The following is a 23,395-nucleotide window of genomic DNA, read 5'->3' as shown; positions in this document are numbered from 1 at the left end:
TAGATGGCTTTTGACTACGCACGCGCAACGAAATACTTCCTGCTGGCGGATTTCGTCAAAGGGTTCGGGTTGGGGCTGAAGTATTTCTTCTCGCCCAAGGCAACGCTGAACTATCCGCATGAAAAAGGCCCGCTGTCCCCGCGTTTCCGTGGTGAACACGCGTTGCGCCGCTATCCAAATGGGGAAGAACGCTGCATTGCCTGCAAGCTCTGCGAGGCCATCTGCCCGGCGCAGGCAATCACCATTGATGCCGAACCCCGCGACGACGGCTCGCGCCGCACCACGCGGTACGACATCGACATGACCAAGTGCATCTATTGCGGCTTCTGCCAAGAGGCTTGCCCGGTGGATGCGATCGTCGAAGGCCCGAATTTCGAGTTTGCGACCGAAACCCGTGAAGAGCTGTTCTATGACAAGGCCAAACTGCTTGAGAACGGCGAACGCTGGGAGGCCGAGATTGCCCGCAACATCGAACTTGATGCGCCGTATCGCTGAGGAAAACCAATGAACGATTTCTCCAAACTATATGCACAGATGATGGAGCAGGGGCAGGAAATGCTCCGCAACTTCAATCCTGCCCTGGAGACGTTCAAGCCTCAGGGCTTCGACAAGCTCATGCCGACCATGCCGAAAGACATGATGGACATGATGTTTGGCAATGCCTTCAACAAGGACGGGCTGGATGCCAAGACGCGGATGTTGATCACGCTGGCAGGGCTGACCGTGCTGGGGGCGCAGGCTGACGCGCAGATCAAGCTGACCGTGCGCCACGCTTTGGAAGCGGGCGCGACTGAAAAAGAGATCGCCGAGGTGATCTATCAAATGTCGATGCTGGGCGGCCTTCCGGCCATGACCCGTGCATTGGAGCTGGCGCAAGCCGTGTTTGACGACAACGAGGAGGGGGACGCATGAGCGTTGCCGATTTCGCATTTTACCTCTTTGCCCTGACCACCGTGGTGGGCGGGTTCTTTACCGTGATGGCAAGGAACCCCGTGCACTCGGTCTTGTGGCTGATCACCTCTTTCGTTGGCGCAACAGGGCTGTTCGTTCTGCTGGGGGCCGAGTTCGTGGCGATGCTGCTCATGATCGTCTATGTGGGCGCGGTCGCGGTATTGTTCCTGTTCGTTGTGATGATGCTGGACGTGGACTTTGCCGAGTTGAAGGCCGAGATGTCCAAGTCGCTTCCCCTGGCGCTGTTGATCGGTGTCATCCTGTTGATGGAACTGGGCACAATCTTCGGGGTCTGGCAGTTCTCGGACGGGGCCGAGGCGGCGCGTGCCGCCGTTACACCGGCTCTGGACGTGGCGCATAACACGCAGGCACTGGGGCAAATCCTCTACACCGACTACATCCTGCTGTTCCAGTTGGCGGGCCTGATCCTGCTGGTTGCAATGATCGGCGCCATCGTTCTGACCCTGCGCCACCGCACCAACGTCAAACGCCAGAACGTGATTGCCCAGATGCACCGCGACCCGGCCAAAGCGATGGAGATCATCGACGTGAAACCGGGGCAGGGACTTTGAGTGGATCCGAGATGAAAACGAATAACAAGACTTGGGCGCGCTGCACCGGCAGCCAAGCCCGGAACGAAGGGACGCACGCATATGGTTGGACTTGAACATTATCTCGCAGTCGGGGCGGCGTTGTTTGTCATCGGCATTTTCGGGCTGTTCCTGAACCGCAAGAACGTCATCATCCTGCTGATGTCGATCGAACTGATGCTGCTTGCAGTGAACATCAACCTCGTGGCGTTCTCGTCCTATCTTGGCGATTTGGCCGGGCAGGTCTTCACGCTCTTTGTTCTGACCGTGGCCGCCGCCGAGGCTGCCATTGGTCTGGCCATTCTGGTCAGCTTCTTCCGCAACCGTGGCACAATTGATGTCGAAGACGTCAACGTGATGAAAGGCTAACGGCAAATGGTACAGATCATCCTTTTTGCCCCGCTTATCGGCGCACTGATTGCGGGCTTCGGCCATCGGGTCATTGGCGACAAGGGCGCGCAGGTGTTGACCACCGCGCTGTTGTTCCTGGCAGCTTTGCTGTCCTGGGTCACCTTCCTTGGCCTTGGGGCCGAGACACAACATATCCACCTGATGAATTGGGTGCAGTCGGGGACATTGTCCGTTGACTGGTCAATCCGGCTGGACCGTCTGACCGCGATCATGCTGATCGTTGTCACCACGGTGTCGTCGCTGGTGCACCTCTATTCCATGGGCTACATGGCCCATGATCCGCAGTTCGAGGGCGAAAGCTATCGCCCCCGCTTCTTCGCCTATCTCAGCTTCTTCACCTTCACGATGTTGATGCTGGTGACCGCCGACAACCTGCTTCAGATGTTCTTTGGCTGGGAAGGCGTGGGCGTGGCCTCGTACTTGCTGATCGGCTTTTATTATAAGAAGCCTTCGGCCAACGCGGCGGCGATCAAAGCCTTCGTGGTGAACCGAGTGGGTGATTTTGGCTTTGCGCTGGGGATATTCGGTCTGTTCTACCTGACAGACTCGATTGTGCTGGACGACGTGTTCGCCGCCGCCCCTGCACTGGCCGAGACCGAGCTTCACTTCCTGTGGCGCGACTGGAACGCCGCCAACCTTCTGGCGTTCCTGCTGTTCGTCGGGGCCATGGGTAAGTCGGCGCAACTGTTCCTGCACACCTGGTTGCCGGATGCGATGGAAGGCCCAACCCCGGTGTCGGCTCTGATCCACGCCGCGACCATGGTGACGGCGGGTGTGTTCCTTGTCTGCCGGATGTCGCCCCTGATGGAATACGCGCCCGAGGCGACGAACTTCATCGTCTTCCTTGGCGCCACCACCGCGTTCTTCGCGGCCACGGTTGGCCTTGTACAAAACGACATCAAACGCGTGATCGCCTATTCGACCTGTTCGCAGTTGGGCTATATGTTCGTGGCCGCAGGTGTTGGCGTCTATTCGGTTGCCATGTTCCACCTGCTGACCCACGCCTTCTTCAAGGCGATGCTGTTCCTTGGGGCGGGTTCCGTGATCCACGGGATGCATCACGAACAGGACATGCGGAACTATGGCGATCTTCGTAAGAAGCTGCCGATGACCTTCTGGGCGATGATGATCGGCACGCTGGCCATTACCGGCGTTGGCATCCCGCTGACCACGATCGGCTTTGCAGGCTTCCTGTCGAAAGACGCGATCATCGAAAGCGCTTATGCAGGCACCCAAGGCGGTTATGCCTTCTGGATGCTGGTCATCGCGGCACTGTTTACCAGCTTTTACAGCTGGCGCCTGATGTTCATGACCTTCTATGGCAAGGCGCGCGGCGACAAGCACACGCATGAACACGCGCATGAAAGCCCGATGGTGATGTTGGTGCCGCTTGGCGTTCTGGCGCTTGGCGCGATCTTCTCAGGCATGATCTGGTATGGCTCGTTTTTCGGCGACCACCACAAGGTCAACGCCTTCTTCGGTATCGAAACTCACGCAGAAGCCGGTGAGCACGGCGAGGCTGCCGACACCCATGCGGAAGCCACGGATGGTGCGGCTGCCACGGATACCCATGCGGAAGGCACTCCTGCAGACGATGGCCACGCCACGGATGAAGCGCATGCCGCAACCATGGCTGATCCGGCCCACGCACCGGTTGCTGCCGCGCATCACGGGGAAGCTCCGAAAGGCGCGATCTTCATGGCGGCAGACAACACCGTGATCGACGATGCCCACCACGCGCCCGCTTGGGTGAAAGTGTCGCCCTTCATCGCGATGCTGATCGGGTTGGCGACGGCCTATTGGTTCTACATGGTGAACACCAGCCTGCCCAAGAAGCTGGCTGAGACCTTCCCACATGTCTATCAGTTCCTGTTGAACAAATGGTACTTCGACGAGATCTACGACATCCTTTTCGTGAAGCCTGCCTTTGCCATCGGCCGGTTCTTGTGGAAACGCGGTGACGGCAACGTCATTGACGGGTTCCTGAATGGGGTCGCCATGGGCGTTGTGCCGTGGTTCACCAAACAGGCCGGCCGGGCACAAACCGGTTACGTCTTCTCTTACGCCTTCGCGATGGTGCTTGGCATCGTCGCTCTGGTGACAATCATGATCCTCTTCAGCGGTGGAGCGCACTAATGAATAACCTGCTTTCCATCATCACTTTCCTGCCGCTGGTTGCGGCTGTGATCCTTGCGCTTTTCCTGCGCGGCGATGACGAGGCGGCCACGCGCAATGCCAAGTGGCTTGCACTGGCGGCCACCGTGGCCACCTTCCTGTTCTCACTTCTTCTGCTGACGGGTTTTGACTCGGCTGACACGGGCTTTCAGTTCGTGGAAGAGGGCAGCTGGATCATGGGCCTGAAATACAAGATGGGCGTCGACGGGATCTCGGTCCTGTTTGTCATGCTCACCACCTTCATGATGCCGCTGACCATCTGGGCCAGCTGGGGCGTAAAGTCCCGCGTCAAGGAATACATGATCGCCTTCCTGCTTCTGGAAACGCTGATGCTTGGCGTGTTCATGGCGTTGGATCTGGTGCTGTTCTATCTCTTCTTCGAAGCTGGCCTGATCCCCATGTTCCTGATCATCGGCATCTGGGGCGGGAAAGAGCGTATCTATGCCGCGTTCAAGTTCTTCCTCTATACGTTCTTGGGTTCGGTCCTGATGCTGGTCGCCATGGTTTACATGTATGTAGACGCCGGATCGACAGACATCCCGACATTGATGACGCACAAGTTTGGCTCTGACACGTTCAGCCTCTTGGGTATTCAAATCGTGGGTGGCGCGCAGACGCTTCTGTTCGTCGCCTTCTTCGCTTCTTTCGCGGTGAAAATGCCGATGTGGCCGGTACACACCTGGTTGCCAGACGCGCACGTTCAGGCGCCGACCGCTGGTTCGGTCGTTCTGGCCGCGATCCTGTTGAAAATGGGTGGCTACGGCTTCCTGCGCTTCAGTCTGCCAATGTTCCCGGTCGGGGCGGACACGCTGGCGTGCTTCGTTCTTTGGATGTCAGCCATCGCGATTGTCTACACCTCGCTGGTGGCTCTGGTGCAGGAAGACATGAAAAAGCTGATCGCTTATTCATCGGTGGCGCATATGGGCTATGTGACCGCTGGTATCTTTTCGCTCAACCAACAAGGTGTGGATGGGGCGATCTTTCAGATGCTGAGCCACGGTTTCATCTCGGGCGCGCTCTTCTTGTGTGTCGGCGTCATTTATGACCGGATGCACACCCGCGATATCGATGCTTATGGCGGCCTTGTGAACCGTATGCCGGCTTATGCCTTGATCTTCATGTTCTTCACCATGGCAAATGTGGGCCTACCGGGCACCTCGGGCTTCGTCGGTGAATTCCTGACGCTGGTCGGTATGTTCCAAGCCAACACCTGGGTCGCTCTGGTCGCCACATCGGGCGTGATCTTCTCGGCGGCATACGCGCTTTATCTGTATCGCCGCGTCGTCTTTGGCGACCTGATCAAGGAAAGCCTGAAGTCGATCACCGATATGGACAGCCGCGAGAAGATGATCTTCGCCCCCTTGGTGTTCATGACCCTGCTTCTGGGCATCTATCCGAGCCTTGTGACCGATATGATCGGCCCCTCGGTTGAAGCCCTTCTGACCAATTTCCACGCCGCCATTCCTGCAGACGTTGCAGAGATGGCCCAGACTGCATCGCATTAAGGAGAGCACAGATGAGCTCTGTTGATATTCAAACGGTTCTGCCTGAACTCGCTTTGGCCATCTATGCGATGGTTGCCCTTTTGGGCGCGGTCTATACCGGCAAGGATGCGCTGGCCAAGCCGATCACATGGATTACCGGGGCGGTGATGGTCGTCATCGCGCTGATGATTGCGGGCGGAGACGGGACGACGGCTGCCTTTAACGGCATGTTCATCGACGATGCCTATGCGCGTTTCGCCAAAGTGGCGATCTTGTTGGCGGCAGCGGCTGTTCTGGTCATGGGCGAGGCGACGATGTCGCGTCGCGGCCTTCTGCGCTTCGAGTATCCGATCCTTGTCACCCTTGGCACCGTCGGGATGATGATGATGGTGTCGGCGGGCGACCTGATGGCGCTTTACATGGGGCTCGAACTGCAATCGCTCTCGCTTTATGTTGTGGCATCGCTGAACCGTGACAGCGTGAAGTCGACCGAAGCCGGTCTGAAATACTTCGTGCTGGGCGCGCTGTCTTCGGGCCTGTTGCTCTATGGCGCATCGCTGACCTATGGCTATGCGGGCACGACATTGTTCTCGGGTATCATCGCCGCGGCAAGCGACGGTCACGTGGGCCTCGGCTTGCTGATCGGTCTGGTCTTTGTCACCGCCGGTCTGGCCTTCAAGGTCTCGGCCGTGCCGTTCCACATGTGGACCCCGGATGTGTATGAAGGCGCGCCGACGCCTGTGACTGCCTTCTTTGCCACAGCGCCGAAACTTGCGGCCATGGCTCTGTTCGCCCGCGTCCTGTTTGACGCATTCGGTCAGGCCGTCGGCGACTGGCAGCAGATCATCGCCCTTCTGGCGGTTTTGTCGATGTTCCTGGGCGCAATCGCGGCTATCGGTCAGACCAATATCAAACGCCTGATGGCCTATTCGTCGATTGCCCATATGGGTTTTGCCTTGATGGGACTTGCGGCAGGCACCGCATATGGCGTCCAAGCCATGCTGCTCTATATGGCCGTTTACCTGACCATGAACATCGGCACATTTGCTTTCATCATGTCGATGGAGCGTGACGGCCGTCCGATTGCTGACATCTCGGCGCTGAACCAATTTGCGGTGAATGACAAGCTCAGAGGGCTGGCGATGCTGGTGCTTCTGTTCTCGCTGGCCGGTGTGCCGCCGATGCTGGGCTTCTTCGCCAAATACGGCGTTTTGATCGCGGCTGTTCAATCCGGTCTGGCTTGGCTGGCGGTGGCGGGCGTGATCGCTTCGGTGATTGGTGCCTTCTATTACCTGCGCATCGTCTACTTCATGTATTTCGGTGAAGAGGGCGAGGGGCTAGAGATGAAGATGTCACCCGCAGCATGGGTGGCGCTGATTGGGTCCGCTGCAATTGTGGTTTTGGGTGTCGTGAATTTCTTTGGCATCGAAACTGCTGCCGCCGCTGCGGCCGAAGCCCTTGTCAAATAAACCCGTCACGGCTTGGCCCGACGGCGTTGGAAAACGCGTTCTGGATCAGGTCGACAGCACGAATGAAGAGGCCCGGCGCATCGCGCCGGGTCTTTTGGGTCCGACATGGATTTTTGCCCACAAACAAACCGCGGGGCGTGGTCGGCGTGGGCGGGTCTGGGCCGACCCCAAAGGGCATTTCTCGGCCACGCTTGTCATGCGGCCAACCGAGCCCCCCGCGCAAGTCGCGCTCAGAAGCTTCGTGGCGTCGCTTGCATTGTTTGATGCGTTTGTGGCGGCGACCGGACGCGCGGAGGCGTTTTCGCTGAAATGGCCCAATGACGTGTTGCTGAACGGCGGCAAGGTTGCGGGCATCCTGCTGGAAAGCGCAGGCCTTGGGGCTCAGGTCGGCCATTTTGCCATCGGCATCGGTGTGAACCTGATCGACGCGCCGGAAGGGGCCGCGATCGAAGGCCGCGCCGTCGCACCCGTGAGCCTTGCGGGCGAAACCGGCGTCAGACTGACGCCCGAGGCATTCCTTGACCTTCTGGCCCCGGCCTATGCAAGGCATGAGGCGACGTTTACCACCTATGGGTTTGCCCCGATCCGCGAGGCTTGGCTTGCCCGCGCCGCCCGTTTGGGCGATGAAATCACCGCCCGCACCACGCGCAACGAATATGTGGGGCGGTTTGACACGGTAGACGCCGAGGGCAACCTTGTCCTATCAACAGCCACATCCCGCGAGGTGATCCCCGCGGCCGAGATATTTTTCTGAGGGAGGCATCCATGCTTCTGGCCATCGACTGCGGCAACACCAACACGGTCTTCTCAATCTGGGATGGCGACAAGTTTTTGTGCACCCTTCGCACATCGACCCACCATTCACGGACAGCGGATGCCTATTTCACGTGGTTTTCGACCTTGATCAATCACTACAAGATCGACCCAGACATCACCGGGGTTGTGGTCAGCTCAACGGTGCCGCGTGTTGTGTGGAACCTGCGCGTCTTCGCGGATCGGTTCTTTGGGTGCCGCCCACTTGTCGTCGGCAAGCCGGATTGTTTGCTGCCCGTGGCACCGCGCATTGATACCGGAACCGTCGCCGGTCCGGACCGGTTGGCAAATGCCGTGGCGGCGTTCGAACGCTATGGCGGGGACTGTATGGTCGTCGACTTTGGCACAGCGACCAATATCGACGTGGTAGCCCATGATGGGGCCTATATCGGCGGGGTGATTGCGCCGGGTGTAAACCTGTCGCTTGAAGCGCTGCACCAAGGCGCTGCGGCGCTGCCCCACGTGGACGTCACACAACCAGACAAGGTGATTGGCACCAATACAGTGGCCTGTATTCAGTCCGGTATTTTCTGGGGTTATGTCGGCCTTGTGCAAGGGCTGGTGCAACGGGTGAAAGATGAATACGGTCTGCCGATGAAGGTGATAGGCACCGGTGGTCTTGCGCCGCTTTTTGAACAGGGCGCGCATCTTTATGACGAGATTGACCACGATCTGACCATGCACGGGCTGGTCAGCATTTACGATTACAACAAGGAACAGGGCAATATATGACCGCTGACCGTCTGATTTACCTCCCGCTGGGGGGCGCCGGCGAGATCGGCATGAACGCCTATGTCTATGGCTATGGTAAACCGGGCAAGGAACGCCTGATCTTAGTTGATCTGGGCGTCACGTTTCCGGACATGGATACGACGCCGGGTGTCAATCTGATCATGCCGGATATCACGTGGCTGGCGGACAATGCCGACCGGTTGGAGGCGATTTTCATCACCCATGCGCATGAAGACCATGTGGGCGCGATCGGGCGTTTGTATTCCCGGCTGAAAGCGCCAATCCATGCGCGCCCCTTCACCCGCTATCACGCGCAGCGCAAAATGGAGGAAGCAGGGCAGGTGCCCGAGGCGGTGATCGCCGCCGATGTCTATCCGCAGGTGATCGAGGCGGGGCCGTTCAAGGTCAGTTTCCTGCCGCTCAGCCATTCGATCCCTGAAAGTGCCGGACTGGTGATCGACACGCCCGCGGGCCGGATTGTGCATACGGGTGACTTCAAGCTGGACGAGACCCCGGTGCTGGGTGACCCATTTGACGAGGCGCTGTGGCGCGAGGTGGCAAAGCCCGGCGTAAAAGTTCTGGTTTGTGATTCCACCAATGTGTTTTCCACCCATCCCGGTCGGTCGGAAGCCGAGGTCGGGCCTGAACTTGTGACCTTGATCAAAGACGCGCCGCAGATGGTGGTGGCCACCACCTTTGCCTCAAACGTGGCGCGGGTGAAACAATTGGCGGAGGCCGGGAAGGCCGCCGGGCGATCTGTTTGCCTTCTGGGTCGCGCCATGCGGCGGATGATCCAGGCCGGTATTGAAACCGGTGTGTTGGGAGATTTTCCGACCACTGTCACCCCAGAAGACGCACGCGATATCCCGCGTGACAGCTTGATGCTGATCGTCACTGGCAGCCAAGGCGAACGCCGCGCCGCGTCGGCGCAACTGGCACGCGGAAAATATATGGGGCTGACCATGGCGGAAGGGGACATGTTCCTGTTCTCGTCCAAGACCATTCCGGGCAATGAGCGCGGAGTGATCCGTATCATGAATGCCTTCTCCGAGATGGGTGTGGACATGGTCGCAGAAAATGACCGCTATCACGTGTCCGGCCATGCAAACCGCCCTGATCTGCAGCGGGCGCATGACATCATCAATCCCAAGATGGTGATCCCGATGCATGGCGAGCACCGCCATCTGCGCGAACACGTAAAATTGGCGGAAGAGGGCGGGCGCACGTCACTGGTCGTGGTGAATGGTGCTGTGTGTGATCTGACCAGCGACACGCCGCATGTGGTCGAGCATGTCGACACAGACCGCATCTATCTGGATGGCGACATTTTGATTGGGGCGTTGGATGGTGTCGTGCGCGACCGCATCCGGTTGGCGCTGAACGGTCATGTGATCGTGAATGTGATCGTGGAGGGTGACGAGCCGCTGGGCGACCCATGGGTCGAACTGATGGGCTTGCCTGAAATCGGTCGCTCCAAGGCGGCACTGGTTGACGTGTTGGAGGAGGATCTGGGCCAGTTTCTGATGCGGGCCGGCCGAAAGACCTTACGCGATGACGATAAGCTTGGCGAGGAATTGAAACGGATTGCCCGCAAATCCACCAATGAGGAGATTGGTCGCAAACCGGAAGTCACTGTGGTGGTCAGCCGTTTGGAATAGGGAAGGGGGTCGCGCTGCGCGCGGCAGCCTCCGGCGGGGATATTTTCTTGCCAGAAGAAGACAAGGTTTCGTATGAAAAAAGGCCCGCGGTCTACATCGCGGGCCTTCACTGAATGCGCTGCAATCGGTGCTTTAACTTGTGCGCCGATCGTCGAAGCTTTTTGCAATAAAATCAGGCATATGATCGCCCATTCCAACGGATTTTCTGTCGTCGCGACGACCGCCACCGCGCGGGCCGCGGTTGCGCGCGGGCTTGTTGTCACTTTGCGGCTCTTTTGCAAGGTCTTTGGGCGTGTCCTCGCGGGCATTGTTCGGTTCGGTTTTCGGCGTACGCGGGCTTCTGCGGCCGCGTTTGGGCGCGGGGTCCTCTTTCACGTCGTTGTCGGCTGCGCTTGAGCGCGGCGCAGACGCGTCGACCAAGGGGTTGTCGACGCGGGGGATCTTGTTTTCGATCAGCCGTTCGACCGCATCAAGGTTCTTTTCGTCGCGCGGCTCGCAGATCATGATGGCTTTGCCATCGCGCCCTGCACGGCCGGTGCGGCCGATCCGGTGCACATAGTCTTCGGCATGGCCGGGCACGTCATAGTTGAATACGTGGCTAACATTCGGGATGTCCAATCCGCGGGCGGCCACGTCTGAGGCGCATAGAAACCTGAGCGTTCCGGCCCTGAAACCATCCAAAACTTCCATGCGTTTGGACTGTTCCAGATCGCCATGGATGGGAGCCGCATCATACCCGTATTTTGACAGCGATTTTGCTGTGATATCCACGTCCGTCTTGCGATTGCAGAAGATGATGGCGTTGGTGCAGGCGTCGCCTTCGCGGTCGATCAGTGCGCGCAGCAGCTTTCGCTTCTCGGATGCTGCACGATCACGGCGCGAGGCTTTGAACATGCAAAGCTCTTGCGTGATTGTTTCGGACGCCGTGGCTTGACGAGCGACCTCGATCCGGGCCGGGTTTGACAGGAAGGTGTTGGTGATACGCTCGATTTCGGGGGCCATGGTGGCCGAGAAGAACAGCGTCTGGCGCGTGAACGGCGTCAGCGAGAAGATCTTTTCGATATCCGGAATGAAGCCCATGTCGAGCATTCGATCGGCTTCATCCACCACCATGATCTGCACACCGGTCAACAAAAGTTTGCCGCGTTCGAAATGATCCAGCAATCGGCCGGGGGTGGCGATCAGAACATCGACACCACGGTCGATCAGTTGATCTTGTTCCTTGAAGCTGACGCCGCCGATCAGCAGGGCTTTTGTCAGCTTCACGTGTTTGGCGTAGGTGTCGAAGTTTTCGGCAACTTGGGCTGCCAGCTCACGTGTCGGGCACAATACCAGCGACCGCGGCATACGCGCGCGCGCGCGGCCACGGGCAAGGGCAGTGATCATTGGAAGGGTAAAACTGGCGGTTTTACCGGTTCCTGTTTGCGCAATACCCAATACGTCGCGCCCTTCAAGAGCGGGCGGAATGGCACCTTCCTGAATAGGGGTAGGGCTGGTGTAGCCTGCTTCGTCAATGGCTTTCAGCACTTTGGGGCTGAGCTTAAGGTCAGAAAATTTTGTCATGTATGTCCTGTTTCACGGACATCACTGGCCCGTGCGGATGAGAAGGGAAGACCCGTATGGCCGGTGCGCGATGTTTGCGCCCCTTCGATATGCCCTTTGGGTAAAGAAAAAAAGCGGCTTGGTCAATGACATGGGTGCTTTTGTGAACAATCCCGGTCAAGCGTTGCGATTGTTGCATGGATCAGGCGGTATCATGCAGAATTGGCGAATACCCGGCGCGCAGAACCTCTATCAGCGGTTGCGGGGTTAAGACCGTCGCCTTGCCTGACGGTCGGCGAACCTGCGGCTCATAACCCGTTGTTTGGAAGGGAAGAAGGTGATCATCCTTGATCAGGTGCGGCGTGTTCTCGTGTAAAACAAAGCTGTCGTTCGGGAGGGTGCCCATTATCGCTTCGTGCCGAATTTGGTTACGCGCCCGGTCAACCCGGCTCAGGTGCAAGCTCTTGTCCATTTCTTTATGATTTACGGTCTGGCCTGCGGCAGAGGCCCAAGCCGCTTTGAACGCGCGATATGCTTCAGGTCGGCAATAGGCACAGGGGCGGTGACCTGCGGCCATGCCGACGGCCTCGTCCAGGAAGAACAGGGGTGTCCAGCCACGTGCGGGCTGAGGGCCGTGATACCGCCCTTTTGGATGGGCCAACGCGCAGATGATCCAGTGCTGGTGTTTCCAACGCGAGTGGCCCATCCGACCGTTCACAAGCGGCAAAGCCCCTCGGTTTCCGGTGAACATGCCGCGTGAAGGTACCGCGACGATATCCCCGGTCGGCAACACGCGATTTTGGAGGGGTTCTTTGGATGACATCTCGCAGTTCAGCGCGCGATCACCTGTGCGCCAGTCAGCTTTGCGGCTTGCCAGGTTTCGCTGTCTTCCACACGTTCAAGCGTGCCACGCAGCGTGATGCGCTCGCCGTCCTCGAAACCGGTTATTGGCTCATCCAACGTGACCTGAAGCGTTGCGCCGTGGTCAACTGAACCGCAGAGCGGGCAGATGCCGGTATCCGAGGATAGGATCAAGTCCTGAACAGTTTCTCCAGGGATCATAGGAATCGCGTATCCGGCAATTTCTACATCTTCCAGCGATTGAGAGAGTGCCGTTGGCCAGCTTTTAATGACGCGATAGCTGTTCTCGGTCACGACCTCTTCAACCTGGATGTCAGACAGCAGCGACCAAATATCCATAGTATTCGTGGCGGCGCTGTTGGCAAACAAGGGTGTGACCTGTGCGCCCAATACAGCGGCCATGGCAATTGAACTCGTCTTCATAACACCTGGCTCCTCTTTCGTTGGGTGGAGTGTGTGAAATGCGCGTGAGAATGAAAAGCAAAACTTTGCGGGTCGGCGGGTTTTCACTGCCGCCCACCTGCGCTGTTGGTCAGACCATCATTTCTTTCGTAGCGGACAATCTCAGCGCGGGATAATCACGTTCAACACGGTCGATATCCCATTGAAGACGCGTCAGAAATACGGGATCCCCATCATTGTCATGCGCAATGTGTTGCTTGTTGGCTTCGACCAGTTTTTCAACCTCGGCTTTATCGCCGAGTATCCAGCGGGCCGATGTGAACTGAGACGCCTCAAACCGGACAGGCAGGCCGTATTCCAACTCAATACGGCTGGCGAGCACTTCGAACTGAAGCGCGCCCACGACACCGACGATGAAGCCGGACCCGATATTGGGCTTGAAGACTTTGGCGGCCCCTTCTTCGGCGAACTGCATCAGCGCTTTTTCAAGGTGCTTGGCTTTCATCGGATCGCCAGCACGTACGCCTTGCAAAAGCTCGGGCGCGAAGGAGGGGATGCCGGTGGCGCGGATCATCTCGCCCTCGGTCAGCGTATCACCGATGCGCAATTGGCCGTGGTTCGGGATGCCGATGATGTCACCCGCCCACGCTTCTTCCGCCAGTTCACGGTCTGAGGCAAGGAACAGCACCGGGTTTGACACGGCCATTGGCTTTTTTGATCGCACATGGGTCAGCTTCATGCCGCGCTTGAAGTGGCCGGACGCCAGCCGCATGAAGGCCACGCGGTCGCGGTGTTTGGGGTCCATATTGGCCTGAACCTTGAAGACGAATCCCGCAACCTTTGTTTCTTCCGGTGCAATCGCGCGCGGATCGGCTTGTTGGGGCTGCGGTTCGGGGCCGTATTTGGCGATGCCGTCCATCAGTTCCTGTACACCGAACGAGTTGATGGCAGAGCCGAACCAGATCGGCGTCATATGACCCTCAAGGACGGATTGCGGGTCCAGCGCGGGCAAAAGCTCGCGCGCCATTTCAACTTCTTCCAGAAATTTCTCGAGCAGATGCGCGGGCACGTGCTGGGCGAGTTTCGGGTCATCGAGGCCTTTGATCTCAACGGTTTCTGCAACCACATTACGGTCGGCGCGATCCATCAGCTCAAGCCGGTCGTTCAGTAGGTCATAACACCCCATGAAATCGCGACCCATGCCGATGGGCCAACTGGCGGGCGACACATCAATGGCCAGATTTTCCTGAATTTCATCAATAATATCAAATGTATCACGGCTTTCGCGGTCCATCTTGTTACAGAAGGTCAGGATCGGCAAATCGCGCAAGCGGCAGACTTCGAAAAGCTTTTGGGTCTGGCTTTCCACGCCCTTCGCTCCGTCGATCACCATCACGGCCGCGTCCACAGCGGTCAGGGTGCGATAGGTATCTTCCGAGAAATCAGAGTGGCCGGGTGTGTCCACTAGATTGAAGCGATACTTGCCGAAATCGAACGACATCGCCGAGGCCGAGACCGAGATGCCGCGATCCTGCTCCATCTTCATGAAGTCGGACCGTGTGCGGCGTGCTTCGCCTTTTGCGCGCACCTGACCAGCCATTTGAATGGCGCCACCGTAAAGCAGAAACTTTTCGGTCAGGGTGGTCTTGCCGGCGTCCGGGTGGCTGATGATCGCGAAGGTGCGACGTCGCGCAATCTCGGGCGGCAATTTGGGGCGATTTGATACGGTGTCTAACATGAGTTGGCATATAGCGACGGGCGCGGGGCGGCGCAATAAGCATGGGCGCTTTCCTCGCCCAAACAGCCCTGTTAGGTTTCAGCCGAACAGGGCGCGCGACGGGCGACGTCAAGAAAAGGGAGAACGTCATGGATCTGGGAATTTCGGGCAAGCGGGCATTGGTATGCGCGTCGTCGAAAGGTTTGGGTTTGGGCTGTGCGCAGGCATTGGCGCGCGAAGGTGTTTCGCTGGTGATGAATGCGCGCAGTGAAGGGCCGTTGCTGGCTGCCGCCCAGAACATCCGTGCGCAAACGGGTGTGGACGTGGTGACAGTTGTTGCCGATGTGACCACGGAAGACGGGCGCGCACGTGTGCTGGACGCCGCAGGCGATGTCGACATCCTTGTGACAAATGCGGGTGGCCCTCCTCCGGGCCTGTGGTCAGATTGGGACCGGGATGACTTTATCGCGGCGTTTGACGCAAATTTGCTGGCGCCGATTGCCCTGATGCAGGCGCTTATCCCCGCAATGGCGGATCGGGGTTGGGGTCGGGTGGTGAACATCACCAGTTTCTCGGTCAAGGCACCGATCCCGGTTTTGGGCTTGTCGAATACTGCGCGCACCGGGCTGACCGGCTTCGTTGCGGGGACGGCGCGCCAAGTGGCCGGGCAGGGCGTGATCATCAACAATCTGCTGCCGGGGATCCATGACACGGACCGGGCCGCCGCACTGGATAAAGGTGTGGTAGAGGCGCATGGCGGGTCGGTTGACGAGGCGCGCGCGGCCCGTGCGGCGACGATCCCTGCCGGACGTTATGGCACGACCGAGGAATTTGGCGCGACCTGCGCCTTCCTGTGTTCGCAACATGCGGGCTTCATGGTGGGACAGAATGTGCTTCTAGATGGCGGCGCGGTCAACGCGACGTTCTAGAGGCATGGTCCGGGGTATTTTTGGCTCTTGCCCTCGTGGATTTGATGGGCAACTTTGCCGCCGAGAACCGGGCAAAAACGACGGTCAGACAATTAAAGGAGAGGCGCGATGCAGATGAACAAACTGGCAGGCGGCAAGCTTGAGGTCAGTGCGCTGTGCCTGGGGTCTATGCTGTGGGGCTCCACCAACACCGAGGCCGAGGGTCACGCGCAGATCGACATGTCTCTGGATCATGGCATCAACTTCATCGATACCGCCGAGATGTATCCGGTGAACCCGATCAAGGCGGAGGCCTGCGGGCGCTCGGAAGAAGTGATTGGCAGCTGGATTGCCAAAAGCGGTCGCCGGTCCGACGTGGTGGTGGCCACCAAGGTTTCTGGTGACAATCCCGGATGGAAACGCGGTGGCAAGGGATATACGGGCGCGATCATACACGAGGCGGTTGACGACAGCCTGACCAAGCTAAACACCGATTATATCGACCTTTATCAAACCCATTGGCCCATTCGGGGCAGCTATGCGTTTCGCCAAAACTGGACCTTTGATCCGTCTGGCCAGAACCGGGACGAGGTCGAAGCCCATATGCGCGACGTTCTAAGCGCGATGATCGACGTGGTGAAGGCCGGCAAGGTGCGCCATTTCGGGTTGTCCAACGAAAGCGCATGGGGCACCGCGCAATGGCTGCGGATTGCACGCGACATGGGCGCGCCGGAAGTGATCTCTGTTCAGAACGAATACAGTTTGATGAACCGTTTGGCAGACACGGATCTGGCGGAGTTGTGCATGAATGAAGACGTGCGCATTCTGTCCTATTCGCCTTTGGCCACAGGGCTACTGACCGGGAAATATCAGGGCAACGCAGTGCCCAAAGGGTCGCGTCTGGATCTGTCGCCCGGTCTGGGTGGCCGCTGCACACCGCGCGCCTTTGACGCCGTCGATGCCTATCTGGCCGTTGCCAAGAAACATGGGCTGGACCCGGTGCATCTGGCGCTGGCCTTCTCGGTCTCGCGACCGTTCATGGGGTCGACGATTTTTGGGGCGTCATCCATGGAGCAATTAACCCGTGTGTTGGACGGCAAAGACCTCACGCTGTCTGCCGAGGTCCTGAAAGACATTGATTTGGCCCATCGCGCCCACCCGATGCCGTTCTGATGTGAAGCACAAGCGACCGCCTGTGTCATTGGCGGGGTCCTACAAGCCAAAAAAGTGAACCCGAACCGGAAGGAGCACGCCATGAAGCGGCGGCAGGTATTGAAAACAGCGGCAGCCTTGGCTGTTGGCGCGGGCATGACGGCTTGCGTTGGTGGCGGTGGCTCCGGTGTCGAGTTTCACCGCAGCAGCAGCCGGACGCTTGGCTCGACCACGCGGTTCGATGCGGCCCGTTTTGCCGGGCGCTGGGTGATCCGGGGCGAGTTCGTCTATCCGGGCGAGCGGCCATCCTTCGGGGCCGTCACCTTTTCCGAAAGCGGTGGCGTCATTACCGGGCTGGACGTTTATGGCCCGGGGGGACTGCTGGATCGTTACCCGGCAAAACAACCTGCGGTTGGCCGCATTTCGGTCGGGACTGCCCCATTTGACACGCAGTATTGGGTACTGTGGGTTGATGCGGATTATCGGACCGCAGCTATCGGCACGCCGTCTGGCAGCTTTGGCTGGATTATCGACCGGAACACGTCCGGCGGCGAGGATCGCATCAAGGCGGCCAGCGACGTGCTCGGCTTTAACGGTTATGACCTGTCGCGGCTGCAAATCCGTTAGGATCGCTGGCGTTTTAAGGCAGGTCATGCCAAAGGGTGTCCATGCAAGCTTGGATCCCCATCACCATCGCGGCGGCGTTTTCGCAAAATCTGCGTTTCATGCTGCAAAAGCGGCTGAAGGACACGCGCCTGTCCTCGACCGGGGCGACGCTGGCGCGGTTCGTCTATTCTGCGCCGTTGGTGGCGCTGATCCTCGTGGTTTACCTGTCTGCAACCAACCAAAGCGCGCCGGTACCGGGGGGGCGGTTTTTCCTGTTCGCCTTCACAGGCGGCATCGCCCAGATCCTGGCCACGATCTGTGTCGTGGCGTTGTTTGCCGAACGTAATTTCGCTGTTGGCATCACGTTCAAAAAGACCGAAGTCGTCTTGACCGCCCTTGTTGGTTTGGCTGTTCTTGGCGAAGGCGTCGGCTTTGCTGGCGGTTTGGCCATCGCCGTGGGGTTCATAGGGTTGATCTTGTTGTCAGACCCGCCCGAGGGTGGCAAGTCAGGCTGGAAGCGCTTTTTCAACCGGGCGGCGGCGCTGGGGCTGGGGGCAGGGTTCCTGTTCTCGGTGTCGGCTATCGGGTATCGCGGGGCGGCGTTGTCGCTTCCGGCACAGGATGTGATTGCGCGGGCCGGATTTACCCTTGCCGTTGTTACAGCGTTTCAATCCACCGTCATGTTGATCTGGATGTCCTTGCGCGAGAAGGGCGAAATCACACGGGTCTTCGCCGCGTGGCGTGTGGGCGTGCTGGTAGGCCTCAGCTCGATGATCGGCAGCTTTTGCTGGTTTACCGCCTTCGCATTGCAAAACGCTGCGCTGGTGAAGGCACTGGGGCAGGTCGAGCTGCTGTTTTCCTATGCGGCCACGCTGTTTGTGTTCCGCGAAAAGGTCACGGGGCGCGAATATGCCGGCACGGCGTTGATCCTCGCCTCTGTTCTGGTTCTGGTGCTATTTCTAAAATAGCTGTCAGCCTGCGGCGGTCAGCGGGCCAACACCGCCCAACCGTTCAAACAAGCTTTCTTCATCGGTGTTGTTGAAAAAAGGCACCTGTGCGGGGGCACCCAGTTCCGGCAGATTGCCGACAATCTCGGCCAGCACAACTTCGGTGATGAAGGGCAGGTCAAAGCGGCGCACGTCATCCAAGGGGATCCATTGCAAATGGCTCAGCTCGTCCGAGGCGCGCGAGAAATCGTCGATATCACTGTGCAGCTCGTCGGCGTCGACGGCGAAGAACCGGGCGTCGAACCGACGCGGGCGACCTTTGGGGGTGATGGCCCGAAAAACAAAGGCCATGCCGCGGGCGGACGGGATCAATCCTGCATCTGCAAATGCTTCCCAACCTTTGGGGGCGTCTCCAGCCCAGTCGCCGGGTGCGGCCAGCATCTGGCCGGTTTCTTCCCACAACTCGCGAATGGCGGCCACCAGAAGGGCAGACGCAATCGACGGGTCGGCGTGTTCACCAAGCCGCGTCAGGCATGGCTCGGCCCCGCCCTCGGCCAGAGGAACTTGGCTGTCGGTTCGATCAAGCGCGCCGCCGGGAAAAACAAACTTGTTTGGCATGAAGGCCGCCTTGGCCCCGCGCTGACCCATCAGCACCTGTGGCCGTGTGGCCTTGTCGCGTATCAGGATCACTGTCGCCGCATCCCGGATGATTTTCGACTTGTCCAACATCTTATCCATCAGTTTGCCCCTTTTTGCCGCCGATTTGCTGCAAAACCGTGCGATCGCTTGGCCCATTGGAACCCGACCATCAGGCCTTTGAAGCGCGGCAGCAGGTACAGGGACGCGGCCACTGTGCCCACCGTAAAAATCGAGGCCAGCACCATCGGATCCTGAACGAAATTCACATAGGTGATGTGCAGCATAGGTGCCATCAGGTGGCCGACCACAAGGATCGTCAGATAAGCAGGGCCATCGTCAGCGCGCTGGTGAAACAGCTCTTCGCCACACACAGTGCAGCTGTCCTGCACTTTCAAATAGCCTTGAAACATTTTTCCGGTGCCACAGCTGGGGCAACGCTTGCGCCAGCCTTTCTTGATCGCGGGTTTCAGCTCGCGCTCCTGCCCGTCATCGGCAATTGGTTGGGCGTTCATTGTCATCACGTCGGTCATTCATGTTTCCTTTGTCGCGCACCCGTCCATCCTAAGGACTGAACCGCGGAAAACCATGCCGCGTATCGCTCTTGCGGCGGGATGTCGCGATTTTTTTGCCAAATCCGCGACGGAAACCGCAACCTGCCGCGTTCAATGGGTATGACGCCGGACAGATACAGGCTCGGCGCGAACAGGCAAGGAAAAAGGAACACACTATGACTTTGACGAAAAAACGCACAGCAACGGCCATCGCACTGGCACTGGGTGCAGCTTTGACGATTGGCACCACTGCCGCAATGGCATTTGGTGGCAAAGAGGGTCGCGGTATGCAGAGTCGTCACGGCGGCTTCATGCAAATGGAATTTGCGGATCTGGACATGGATACCAACGGCCAGATCACCGCTGAAGACCTGCAAGCGCATGCTGCTGCTCATTTCTCGGCGACTGATACAGACAGTGATGGCGAATTGTCGGTCGAAGAGATGCAGGCGCATCGCGCTGCAATGATGGCCGAGCGTCAGGCCAAGGCGGGTGGTCAGGAAAAGGGCAAAGGCCCGATGGCCGAAAAGCGCATGGGCTGGATGATGGAAAAAATGATCGCCAAGCGCGATACGAATGGCAATGGCACGCTGAGCCTTGATGAGATGATCCCGGATCAGGCCCGAATGGATCGCATGATCGACCGGTTTGACACCGACGATGATAATGCAATTTCACAGGCCGAATTTGATGAGGCACAAAAAGAAGCCTTCATGCGTGGTCACGGCAAAGGTGGTCATGAACGCGGCGGCCATGGCAAAGGCGGCGACGGCAAGCGTAACGGCGGATAAGGATCGCCCGTGCCCCCGCATCATGCGGGGGCTACCGCGCCCGTTGTCACTGGGTGGCAGAGGGGCTAGGCAGGACGAATGGAAATGGCCTTGGACGCGTATTCAGAAGCGACGGATGATGCGCTTCTCGTTTTATACGGGAACGGTGATCCGATGGCGGCTGAGCTGCTGACCCGCCGGCTCGCGCCGCGGGTTTTGGGCTATGCTGCGCGTCTGCTAGGTGGCGACAGGGCCGAGGCTGAGGACGTGACCCAAGAGGCCATGTTGCGCCTTTGGAAGATCGCGCCGGATTGGCGCACCGGCGAGGCCAAAGTGTCGACCTGGTTGTTTCGGGTGGTGTCAAACCTGTGCACTGACCGATTGCGCAAGCGGCGCACGGTCGACATCGACGCCATCGAAGAACCAGCCGATGACACGCCGGGCGCTGTTGATCGGATGATCCAGGCGGATCGGGCAGCTGCATTGCAAGCTGCGCTGAACGATCTGCCAGAGCGCCAACGGATCGCGGTCACCCTGCGCCACATCGAAGGGGAAGCAAACCCCGAGATTGCGCAGATTATGGACATCAGCATCGAAGCGGTCGAAAGTTTGACCGCGCGGGGCAAGAAAGCGCTTGCGACAGCATTGGCAAGCCAGCGAGAGGAGTTGGGATATGGCAAAGACTGACAAGACCATGTTGGATGATCAGGCATTGGAGGTGTTTTTCGACGCGTCCCGGTCTGATGCCGCCATGCCGTCCGATGCCCTTGTGTCGGCGATCCTTGCCGATGCGACACAGCACCAGCGGCAACCAGAGGCTGCTTTTGCCGACGTTCGCGAAGATCGCGCGCGACGGGGCGGCTGGGCGAGCCTGATCTCGGCGATTGGCGGCTGGCCCGCCCTGACTGGAATGGCCACGGCGACCGTGGCCGGTGTCTGGATCGGGTTTGCCGCTCCCGCACAGCTTGAGACGATTTCGGGCGGGTTGATCCTGACCGGTGACTACACCCTAGCCGAGGAAACTTATGCGCTGGAGGATCTCGTCCCCAGCTATCTGGGCACCAATATTTTGATGGAGGAAGAGGGATGAGCGAGCCCACACATCCGCCCGTAGCCAAGTCAGGCGCAAAACCACGAAAATGGCCGCGCATCCTTCTAGCCGTGTCTCTCACCTTCAACCTCTTGGTGGTCGGGCTTGTGGCCGGGGCCAATTGGGGCGGTCACTGGGATCATGGCTTTGATGCCCACGGCCCCAACCGGGGCGCGATCCGCGACCTGGGGTTCGCGCCACTGGCCAGCGCTTTGGATCGGTCGGACCGGCGACAAATCGGCAGAGTTCTACGTGATCGGAGCGGTTCATTCTCAGAAAACCGCCGCGCTTTGGCAGAAGAATTCCAGTCCATGCTGACCGTGTTGCGTGCTGATCCGTTTGACGCGGGCGCCCTGCTTTCGATCATGGACCAACAATCTGAACGGCAGCGCCAACGCGGCGGTCTTGCCCGGTCGGTGCTGGTCGAGCGGATCGAACAGATGAGCAGCGACGAGCGCTTGGCCTTTGCCGACCGTATTGAAGGGTCGATCCGGAAAAGGGCGCGCTGAGTCAGGCCGCGTCCGAGACAAACGTGACTTGATTTCGCCCGTCCGACTTGGCGCGGTAAAGCGCTTGGTCGGCAAATTGCAGCAACTCATGCGCCGTCCCTGACACACCCATCGCGTCGTCAGCCACCGCAACCCCGATCGACAAGGTCACCGTGATGCAGTCGGGTCTGCCACCTGTTGCGATCGGATGGTCGCCGACCGCCCGGCGCAACCGCTCGGCCATCGTCTGAGCCTGCGCGCGCGAGACACCGGGTAATGCGATCAGAAACTCCTCGCCGCCATATCGCGCCAGCAGGTCCATCTCGCGCAGATTGCGTTTCAGGCGGGTGGCCACTTCGACCAACACCTCGTCGCCGACCGGGTGGCCAAACTGGTCGTTGATGGATTTGAACCGGTCAAGATCCAAAACCATCACCGCATAGGTCTGGCCATTGCTGCGCGACTCGCGGTCCAACCGGTCCAGATAGCTTTGTGCAAAGCGACGGTTGTGCAGGCCGGTCAACGGATCACGGACGGCCAGCGCCAAGCTTGTATCAAAGCTTTTTCGCAGGTCGTCGCCTTCAAACTTTCGGGCCAGCAGACGGGTCAGACGTACCGCGAGTTCACGGGCATCAAAGCCCGGTCGCAGCACAGCATTTGCCCCCAGATCAAGCGCCATCGAGCTGGGCGAGGGGGCTTCGCCGCAATCTTGCACAACAATGACGGCGTGGCGGGTTGTCTGGCGCGATCTCAATTCGCTAACCAGCCGCAGGCCATCTGACGTCTCGCTCAGGGTTGAGGCGATGACAAAGGCGTCAGGGACACCGCCCAACGCGCTGATATCTTCCAGCGCCTGAGATTGTGTCATGATATCAATTCGGTGGCGAATTTCGGTTGCCAGATGCATGCGCCAGAAAATGCCGGTCTCGGCATCCGGGGCAATCAGCGCGACGCGGGCGTGACGTTCAAACAGGGCAGGCGCTTCAGCGCATCCGAAATCGCGCGAGAGATCGCGCCGCCGCAACACTTCGTCCTCGGCCCCACGCGCCCGGATCAGGTTCCGCACCATTGCCATCAGCGTGGCTTCGTTCAACGGTTTGGAGAAAACGTCATCCGCGCCGGCCATGATCGCTTCCAGTCTCGCAGGCTGATCATCCTGATCTGACACCATGATTATCGGGATCGAACCAAGCGCTTCATCCGCCTTCAATTGCCGACAGGTCGACAAACTGCAGTCGGTGCGGCCCCGACCGAGAATTATCAGGTCGGGCCGGGTCTCACGCGCCAGTGCAGCCACGTCGGCGCATCGGTCCGCCTGAATGACCTCGTAACAGGCGACGGTCAGTTTGACCTTCAACACGATGCGATTGGTCGCAAGGTCATCCGCGATTAGGATTCTCTCACTCATATCGTCAACTCGCCCTTGTCATTGTGCCTAA

At 59.0% G+C, this 23,395-nt stretch carries 25 protein-coding genes; 18 read left to right on the top strand and 7 right to left on the bottom strand.

Annotated features, from left to right (window positions below; genetic code table 11):
- The first annotated feature begins 3 nt into the window (after positions 1 to 3).
- The 10 genes from nuoI (at position 4) to K3556_RS10130 (ending at position 10,283) form a co-directional block, all read left to right on the top strand.
- Positions 4 to 495: an NADH-quinone oxidoreductase subunit NuoI gene (gene nuoI, locus K3556_RS10175; protein WP_260516683.1), complete on the top strand. Its 492-nt coding sequence runs from the start codon at positions 4 to 6 to the stop codon at positions 493 to 495.
- Between the two features lie 9 nt (positions 496 to 504).
- Positions 505 to 912 (top strand): carboxymuconolactone decarboxylase family protein, encoded by a 408-nt coding sequence (locus K3556_RS10170; protein ID WP_260516682.1) that lies wholly within the window; start codon positions 505 to 507, stop codon positions 910 to 912.
- Positions 909 to 1,523, top strand: a complete 615-nt coding sequence (locus tag K3556_RS10165) for an NADH-quinone oxidoreductase subunit J (RefSeq protein ID WP_260516681.1) — start codon at positions 909 to 911, stop codon at positions 1,521 to 1,523. The genes K3556_RS10170 and K3556_RS10165 overlap by 4 nt, the downstream gene beginning before the upstream one ends.
- An 81-nt stretch (positions 1,524 to 1,604) precedes the next feature.
- Positions 1,605 to 1,910 (top strand): NADH-quinone oxidoreductase subunit NuoK, encoded by a 306-nt coding sequence (nuoK, locus tag K3556_RS10160; RefSeq protein ID WP_191285578.1) that lies wholly within the window; start codon positions 1,605 to 1,607, stop codon positions 1,908 to 1,910.
- Positions 1,911 to 1,916: 6 nt separating this feature from the next.
- Entirely contained in the window at positions 1,917 to 4,088 is a 2,172-nt protein-coding gene (nuoL, locus tag K3556_RS10155; protein WP_260516680.1) for an NADH-quinone oxidoreductase subunit L, read from the top strand.
- Positions 4,088 to 5,632: an NADH-quinone oxidoreductase subunit M gene (locus K3556_RS10150; RefSeq protein ID WP_260516679.1), complete on the top strand. Its 1,545-nt coding sequence runs from the start codon at positions 4,088 to 4,090 to the stop codon at positions 5,630 to 5,632. Before nuoL ends, K3556_RS10150 begins: the two co-directional genes overlap by 1 nt.
- Positions 5,633 to 5,643: 11 nt before the next feature.
- Positions 5,644 to 7,080, top strand: coding sequence for an NADH-quinone oxidoreductase subunit NuoN (gene nuoN / locus K3556_RS10145; protein ID WP_260516678.1), 1,437 nt, complete (start codon positions 5,644 to 5,646; stop codon positions 7,078 to 7,080).
- On the top strand, positions 7,070 to 7,834 hold the full coding sequence (locus tag K3556_RS10140; RefSeq protein ID WP_260516677.1) for a biotin--[acetyl-CoA-carboxylase] ligase: 765 nt from the start codon (positions 7,070 to 7,072) through the stop codon (positions 7,832 to 7,834). The genes nuoN and K3556_RS10140 overlap by 11 nt, the downstream gene beginning before the upstream one ends.
- Positions 7,835 to 7,845: 11 nt before the next feature.
- Positions 7,846 to 8,625: a type III pantothenate kinase gene (locus tag K3556_RS10135; RefSeq protein ID WP_260516676.1), complete on the top strand. Its 780-nt coding sequence runs from the start codon at positions 7,846 to 7,848 to the stop codon at positions 8,623 to 8,625.
- Positions 8,622 to 10,283: a ribonuclease J gene (locus K3556_RS10130; protein ID WP_260516675.1), complete on the top strand. Its 1,662-nt coding sequence runs from the start codon at positions 8,622 to 8,624 to the stop codon at positions 10,281 to 10,283. The genes K3556_RS10135 and K3556_RS10130 overlap by 4 nt, the downstream gene beginning before the upstream one ends.
- Before the next feature lie 132 nt (positions 10,284 to 10,415).
- Here K3556_RS10130 and K3556_RS10125 read toward each other — a convergent pair whose 3' ends face one another.
- The 4 genes from K3556_RS10125 to K3556_RS10110 form a co-directional block, all read right to left on the bottom strand.
- On the bottom strand, positions 10,416 to 11,846 hold the full coding sequence (locus K3556_RS10125) for a DEAD/DEAH box helicase (RefSeq protein ID WP_260516674.1): 1,431 nt from the start codon (positions 11,844 to 11,846) through the stop codon (positions 10,416 to 10,418).
- A gap of 181 nt (positions 11,847 to 12,027) precedes the next feature.
- Positions 12,028 to 12,576 (bottom strand): hypothetical protein, encoded by a 549-nt coding sequence (locus tag K3556_RS10120; protein ID WP_260516673.1) that lies wholly within the window; start codon positions 12,574 to 12,576, stop codon positions 12,028 to 12,030.
- Positions 12,577 to 12,656: 80 nt separating this feature from the next.
- Positions 12,657 to 13,109, bottom strand: a complete 453-nt coding sequence (locus K3556_RS10115) for a hypothetical protein (protein ID WP_260516672.1) — start codon at positions 13,107 to 13,109, stop codon at positions 12,657 to 12,659.
- A gap of 109 nt (positions 13,110 to 13,218) precedes the next feature.
- The gene (locus tag K3556_RS10110; RefSeq protein ID WP_260516671.1) at positions 13,219 to 14,826 is read right to left on the bottom strand and encodes a peptide chain release factor 3; all 1,608 of its coding nucleotides are present in this window, start codon (positions 14,824 to 14,826) and stop codon (positions 13,219 to 13,221) included.
- Between the two features lie 128 nt (positions 14,827 to 14,954).
- Between K3556_RS10110 and K3556_RS10105 the strand changes: the two genes are divergently transcribed.
- From K3556_RS10105 to K3556_RS10090, 4 genes are all read left to right on the top strand, one after another.
- The gene (locus K3556_RS10105) at positions 14,955 to 15,734 is read left to right on the top strand and encodes an SDR family oxidoreductase (protein WP_260516670.1); all 780 of its coding nucleotides are present in this window, start codon (positions 14,955 to 14,957) and stop codon (positions 15,732 to 15,734) included.
- A gap of 108 nt (positions 15,735 to 15,842) precedes the next feature.
- Positions 15,843 to 16,886, top strand: coding sequence for an aldo/keto reductase (locus K3556_RS10100; RefSeq protein WP_260516669.1), 1,044 nt, complete (start codon positions 15,843 to 15,845; stop codon positions 16,884 to 16,886).
- Positions 16,887 to 16,967: 81 nt separating this feature from the next.
- Positions 16,968 to 17,492: a lipocalin family protein gene (locus K3556_RS10095; RefSeq protein WP_260516668.1), complete on the top strand. Its 525-nt coding sequence runs from the start codon at positions 16,968 to 16,970 to the stop codon at positions 17,490 to 17,492.
- Between the two features lie 41 nt (positions 17,493 to 17,533).
- Entirely contained in the window at positions 17,534 to 18,439 is a 906-nt protein-coding gene (locus K3556_RS10090; RefSeq protein WP_260516667.1) for a DMT family transporter, read from the top strand.
- Between the two features lie 3 nt (positions 18,440 to 18,442).
- Here K3556_RS10090 and K3556_RS10085 read toward each other — a convergent pair whose 3' ends face one another.
- Entirely contained in the window at positions 18,443 to 19,156 is a 714-nt protein-coding gene (locus K3556_RS10085; RefSeq protein ID WP_260516666.1) for an NUDIX hydrolase, read from the bottom strand.
- Complete coding sequence (locus K3556_RS10080; protein ID WP_260516665.1) at positions 19,156 to 19,587, bottom strand: DUF983 domain-containing protein; 432 nt, start codon at positions 19,585 to 19,587, stop codon at positions 19,156 to 19,158. Before K3556_RS10080 ends, K3556_RS10085 begins: the two co-directional genes overlap by 1 nt.
- A gap of 197 nt (positions 19,588 to 19,784) precedes the next feature.
- Between K3556_RS10080 and K3556_RS10075 the strand changes: the two genes are divergently transcribed.
- From K3556_RS10075 to K3556_RS10060, 4 genes are all read left to right on the top strand, one after another.
- On the top strand, positions 19,785 to 20,399 hold the full coding sequence (locus K3556_RS10075) for an EF-hand domain-containing protein (protein ID WP_260516664.1): 615 nt from the start codon (positions 19,785 to 19,787) through the stop codon (positions 20,397 to 20,399).
- Between the two features lie 78 nt (positions 20,400 to 20,477).
- Positions 20,478 to 21,065, top strand: coding sequence for an RNA polymerase sigma factor (locus K3556_RS10070; protein WP_260516663.1), 588 nt, complete (start codon positions 20,478 to 20,480; stop codon positions 21,063 to 21,065).
- The gene (locus tag K3556_RS10065; RefSeq protein WP_260516662.1) at positions 21,052 to 21,468 is read left to right on the top strand and encodes a hypothetical protein; all 417 of its coding nucleotides are present in this window, start codon (positions 21,052 to 21,054) and stop codon (positions 21,466 to 21,468) included. The genes K3556_RS10070 and K3556_RS10065 overlap by 14 nt, the downstream gene beginning before the upstream one ends.
- Complete coding sequence (locus tag K3556_RS10060) at positions 21,465 to 21,977, top strand: periplasmic heavy metal sensor (protein ID WP_260516661.1); 513 nt, start codon at positions 21,465 to 21,467, stop codon at positions 21,975 to 21,977. The genes K3556_RS10065 and K3556_RS10060 overlap by 4 nt, the downstream gene beginning before the upstream one ends.
- Before the next feature lies 1 nt (position 21,978).
- Here the strand turns inward: K3556_RS10060 and K3556_RS10055 are convergent, their stop codons facing one another.
- Positions 21,979 to 23,364, bottom strand: coding sequence for a diguanylate cyclase (locus tag K3556_RS10055; RefSeq protein WP_260516660.1), 1,386 nt, complete (start codon positions 23,362 to 23,364; stop codon positions 21,979 to 21,981).
- Positions 23,365 to 23,395: the final 31 nt, after the last annotated feature.

The sequence above is a fragment of the Aliiroseovarius sp. M344 genome (assembly GCF_025140835.1).
Lineage (GTDB): Bacteria > Pseudomonadota > Alphaproteobacteria > Rhodobacterales > Rhodobacteraceae > Aliiroseovarius.
This window is presented reverse-complemented; position numbering and strand designations above follow the sequence as displayed.

What these genes read in the sequence shown, in the direction of transcription:
- nuoI (WP_260516683.1), top strand. Translation starts at nt 4, where the DNA reads ATGGCTTTTGACTACGCACGCGCAACGAAATACTTCCTGCTGGCGGAT.
- K3556_RS10170 (WP_260516682.1), top strand. Translation starts at nt 505, where the DNA reads ATGAACGATTTCTCCAAACTATATGCACAGATGATGGAGCAGGGGCAG.
- K3556_RS10165 (WP_260516681.1), top strand. Translation starts at nt 909, where the DNA reads ATGAGCGTTGCCGATTTCGCATTTTACCTCTTTGCCCTGACCACCGTG.
- nuoK (WP_191285578.1), top strand. Translation starts at nt 1,605, where the DNA reads ATGGTTGGACTTGAACATTATCTCGCAGTCGGGGCGGCGTTGTTTGTC.
- nuoL (WP_260516680.1), top strand. Translation starts at nt 1,917, where the DNA reads ATGGTACAGATCATCCTTTTTGCCCCGCTTATCGGCGCACTGATTGCG.
- K3556_RS10150 (WP_260516679.1), top strand. Translation starts at nt 4,088, where the DNA reads ATGAATAACCTGCTTTCCATCATCACTTTCCTGCCGCTGGTTGCGGCT.
- nuoN (WP_260516678.1), top strand. Translation starts at nt 5,644, where the DNA reads ATGAGCTCTGTTGATATTCAAACGGTTCTGCCTGAACTCGCTTTGGCC.
- K3556_RS10135 (WP_260516676.1), top strand. Translation starts at nt 7,846, where the DNA reads ATGCTTCTGGCCATCGACTGCGGCAACACCAACACGGTCTTCTCAATC.
- K3556_RS10130 (WP_260516675.1), top strand. Translation starts at nt 8,622, where the DNA reads ATGACCGCTGACCGTCTGATTTACCTCCCGCTGGGGGGCGCCGGCGAG.
- K3556_RS10125 (WP_260516674.1), bottom strand. Translation starts at nt 11,846, where the DNA reads ATGACAAAATTTTCTGACCTTAAGCTCAGCCCCAAAGTGCTGAAAGCC.
- K3556_RS10120 (WP_260516673.1), bottom strand. Translation starts at nt 12,576, where the DNA reads ATGTTCACCGGAAACCGAGGGGCTTTGCCGCTTGTGAACGGTCGGATG.
- K3556_RS10115 (WP_260516672.1), bottom strand. Translation starts at nt 13,109, where the DNA reads ATGAAGACGAGTTCAATTGCCATGGCCGCTGTATTGGGCGCACAGGTC.
- K3556_RS10110 (WP_260516671.1), bottom strand. Translation starts at nt 14,826, where the DNA reads ATGTTAGACACCGTATCAAATCGCCCCAAATTGCCGCCCGAGATTGCG.
- K3556_RS10105 (WP_260516670.1), top strand. Translation starts at nt 14,955, where the DNA reads ATGGATCTGGGAATTTCGGGCAAGCGGGCATTGGTATGCGCGTCGTCG.
- K3556_RS10100 (WP_260516669.1), top strand. Translation starts at nt 15,843, where the DNA reads ATGCAGATGAACAAACTGGCAGGCGGCAAGCTTGAGGTCAGTGCGCTG.
- K3556_RS10095 (WP_260516668.1), top strand. Translation starts at nt 16,968, where the DNA reads ATGAAGCGGCGGCAGGTATTGAAAACAGCGGCAGCCTTGGCTGTTGGC.
- K3556_RS10090 (WP_260516667.1), top strand. Translation starts at nt 17,534, where the DNA reads ATGCAAGCTTGGATCCCCATCACCATCGCGGCGGCGTTTTCGCAAAAT.
- K3556_RS10085 (WP_260516666.1), bottom strand. Translation starts at nt 19,156, where the DNA reads ATGGATAAGATGTTGGACAAGTCGAAAATCATCCGGGATGCGGCGACA.
- K3556_RS10080 (WP_260516665.1), bottom strand. Translation starts at nt 19,587, where the DNA reads ATGACCGACGTGATGACAATGAACGCCCAACCAATTGCCGATGACGGG.
- K3556_RS10075 (WP_260516664.1), top strand. Translation starts at nt 19,785, where the DNA reads ATGACTTTGACGAAAAAACGCACAGCAACGGCCATCGCACTGGCACTG.
- K3556_RS10070 (WP_260516663.1), top strand. Translation starts at nt 20,478, where the DNA reads ATGGAAATGGCCTTGGACGCGTATTCAGAAGCGACGGATGATGCGCTT.
- K3556_RS10065 (WP_260516662.1), top strand. Translation starts at nt 21,052, where the DNA reads ATGGCAAAGACTGACAAGACCATGTTGGATGATCAGGCATTGGAGGTG.
- K3556_RS10060 (WP_260516661.1), top strand. Translation starts at nt 21,465, where the DNA reads ATGAGCGAGCCCACACATCCGCCCGTAGCCAAGTCAGGCGCAAAACCA.
- K3556_RS10055 (WP_260516660.1), bottom strand. Translation starts at nt 23,364, where the DNA reads ATGAGTGAGAGAATCCTAATCGCGGATGACCTTGCGACCAATCGCATC.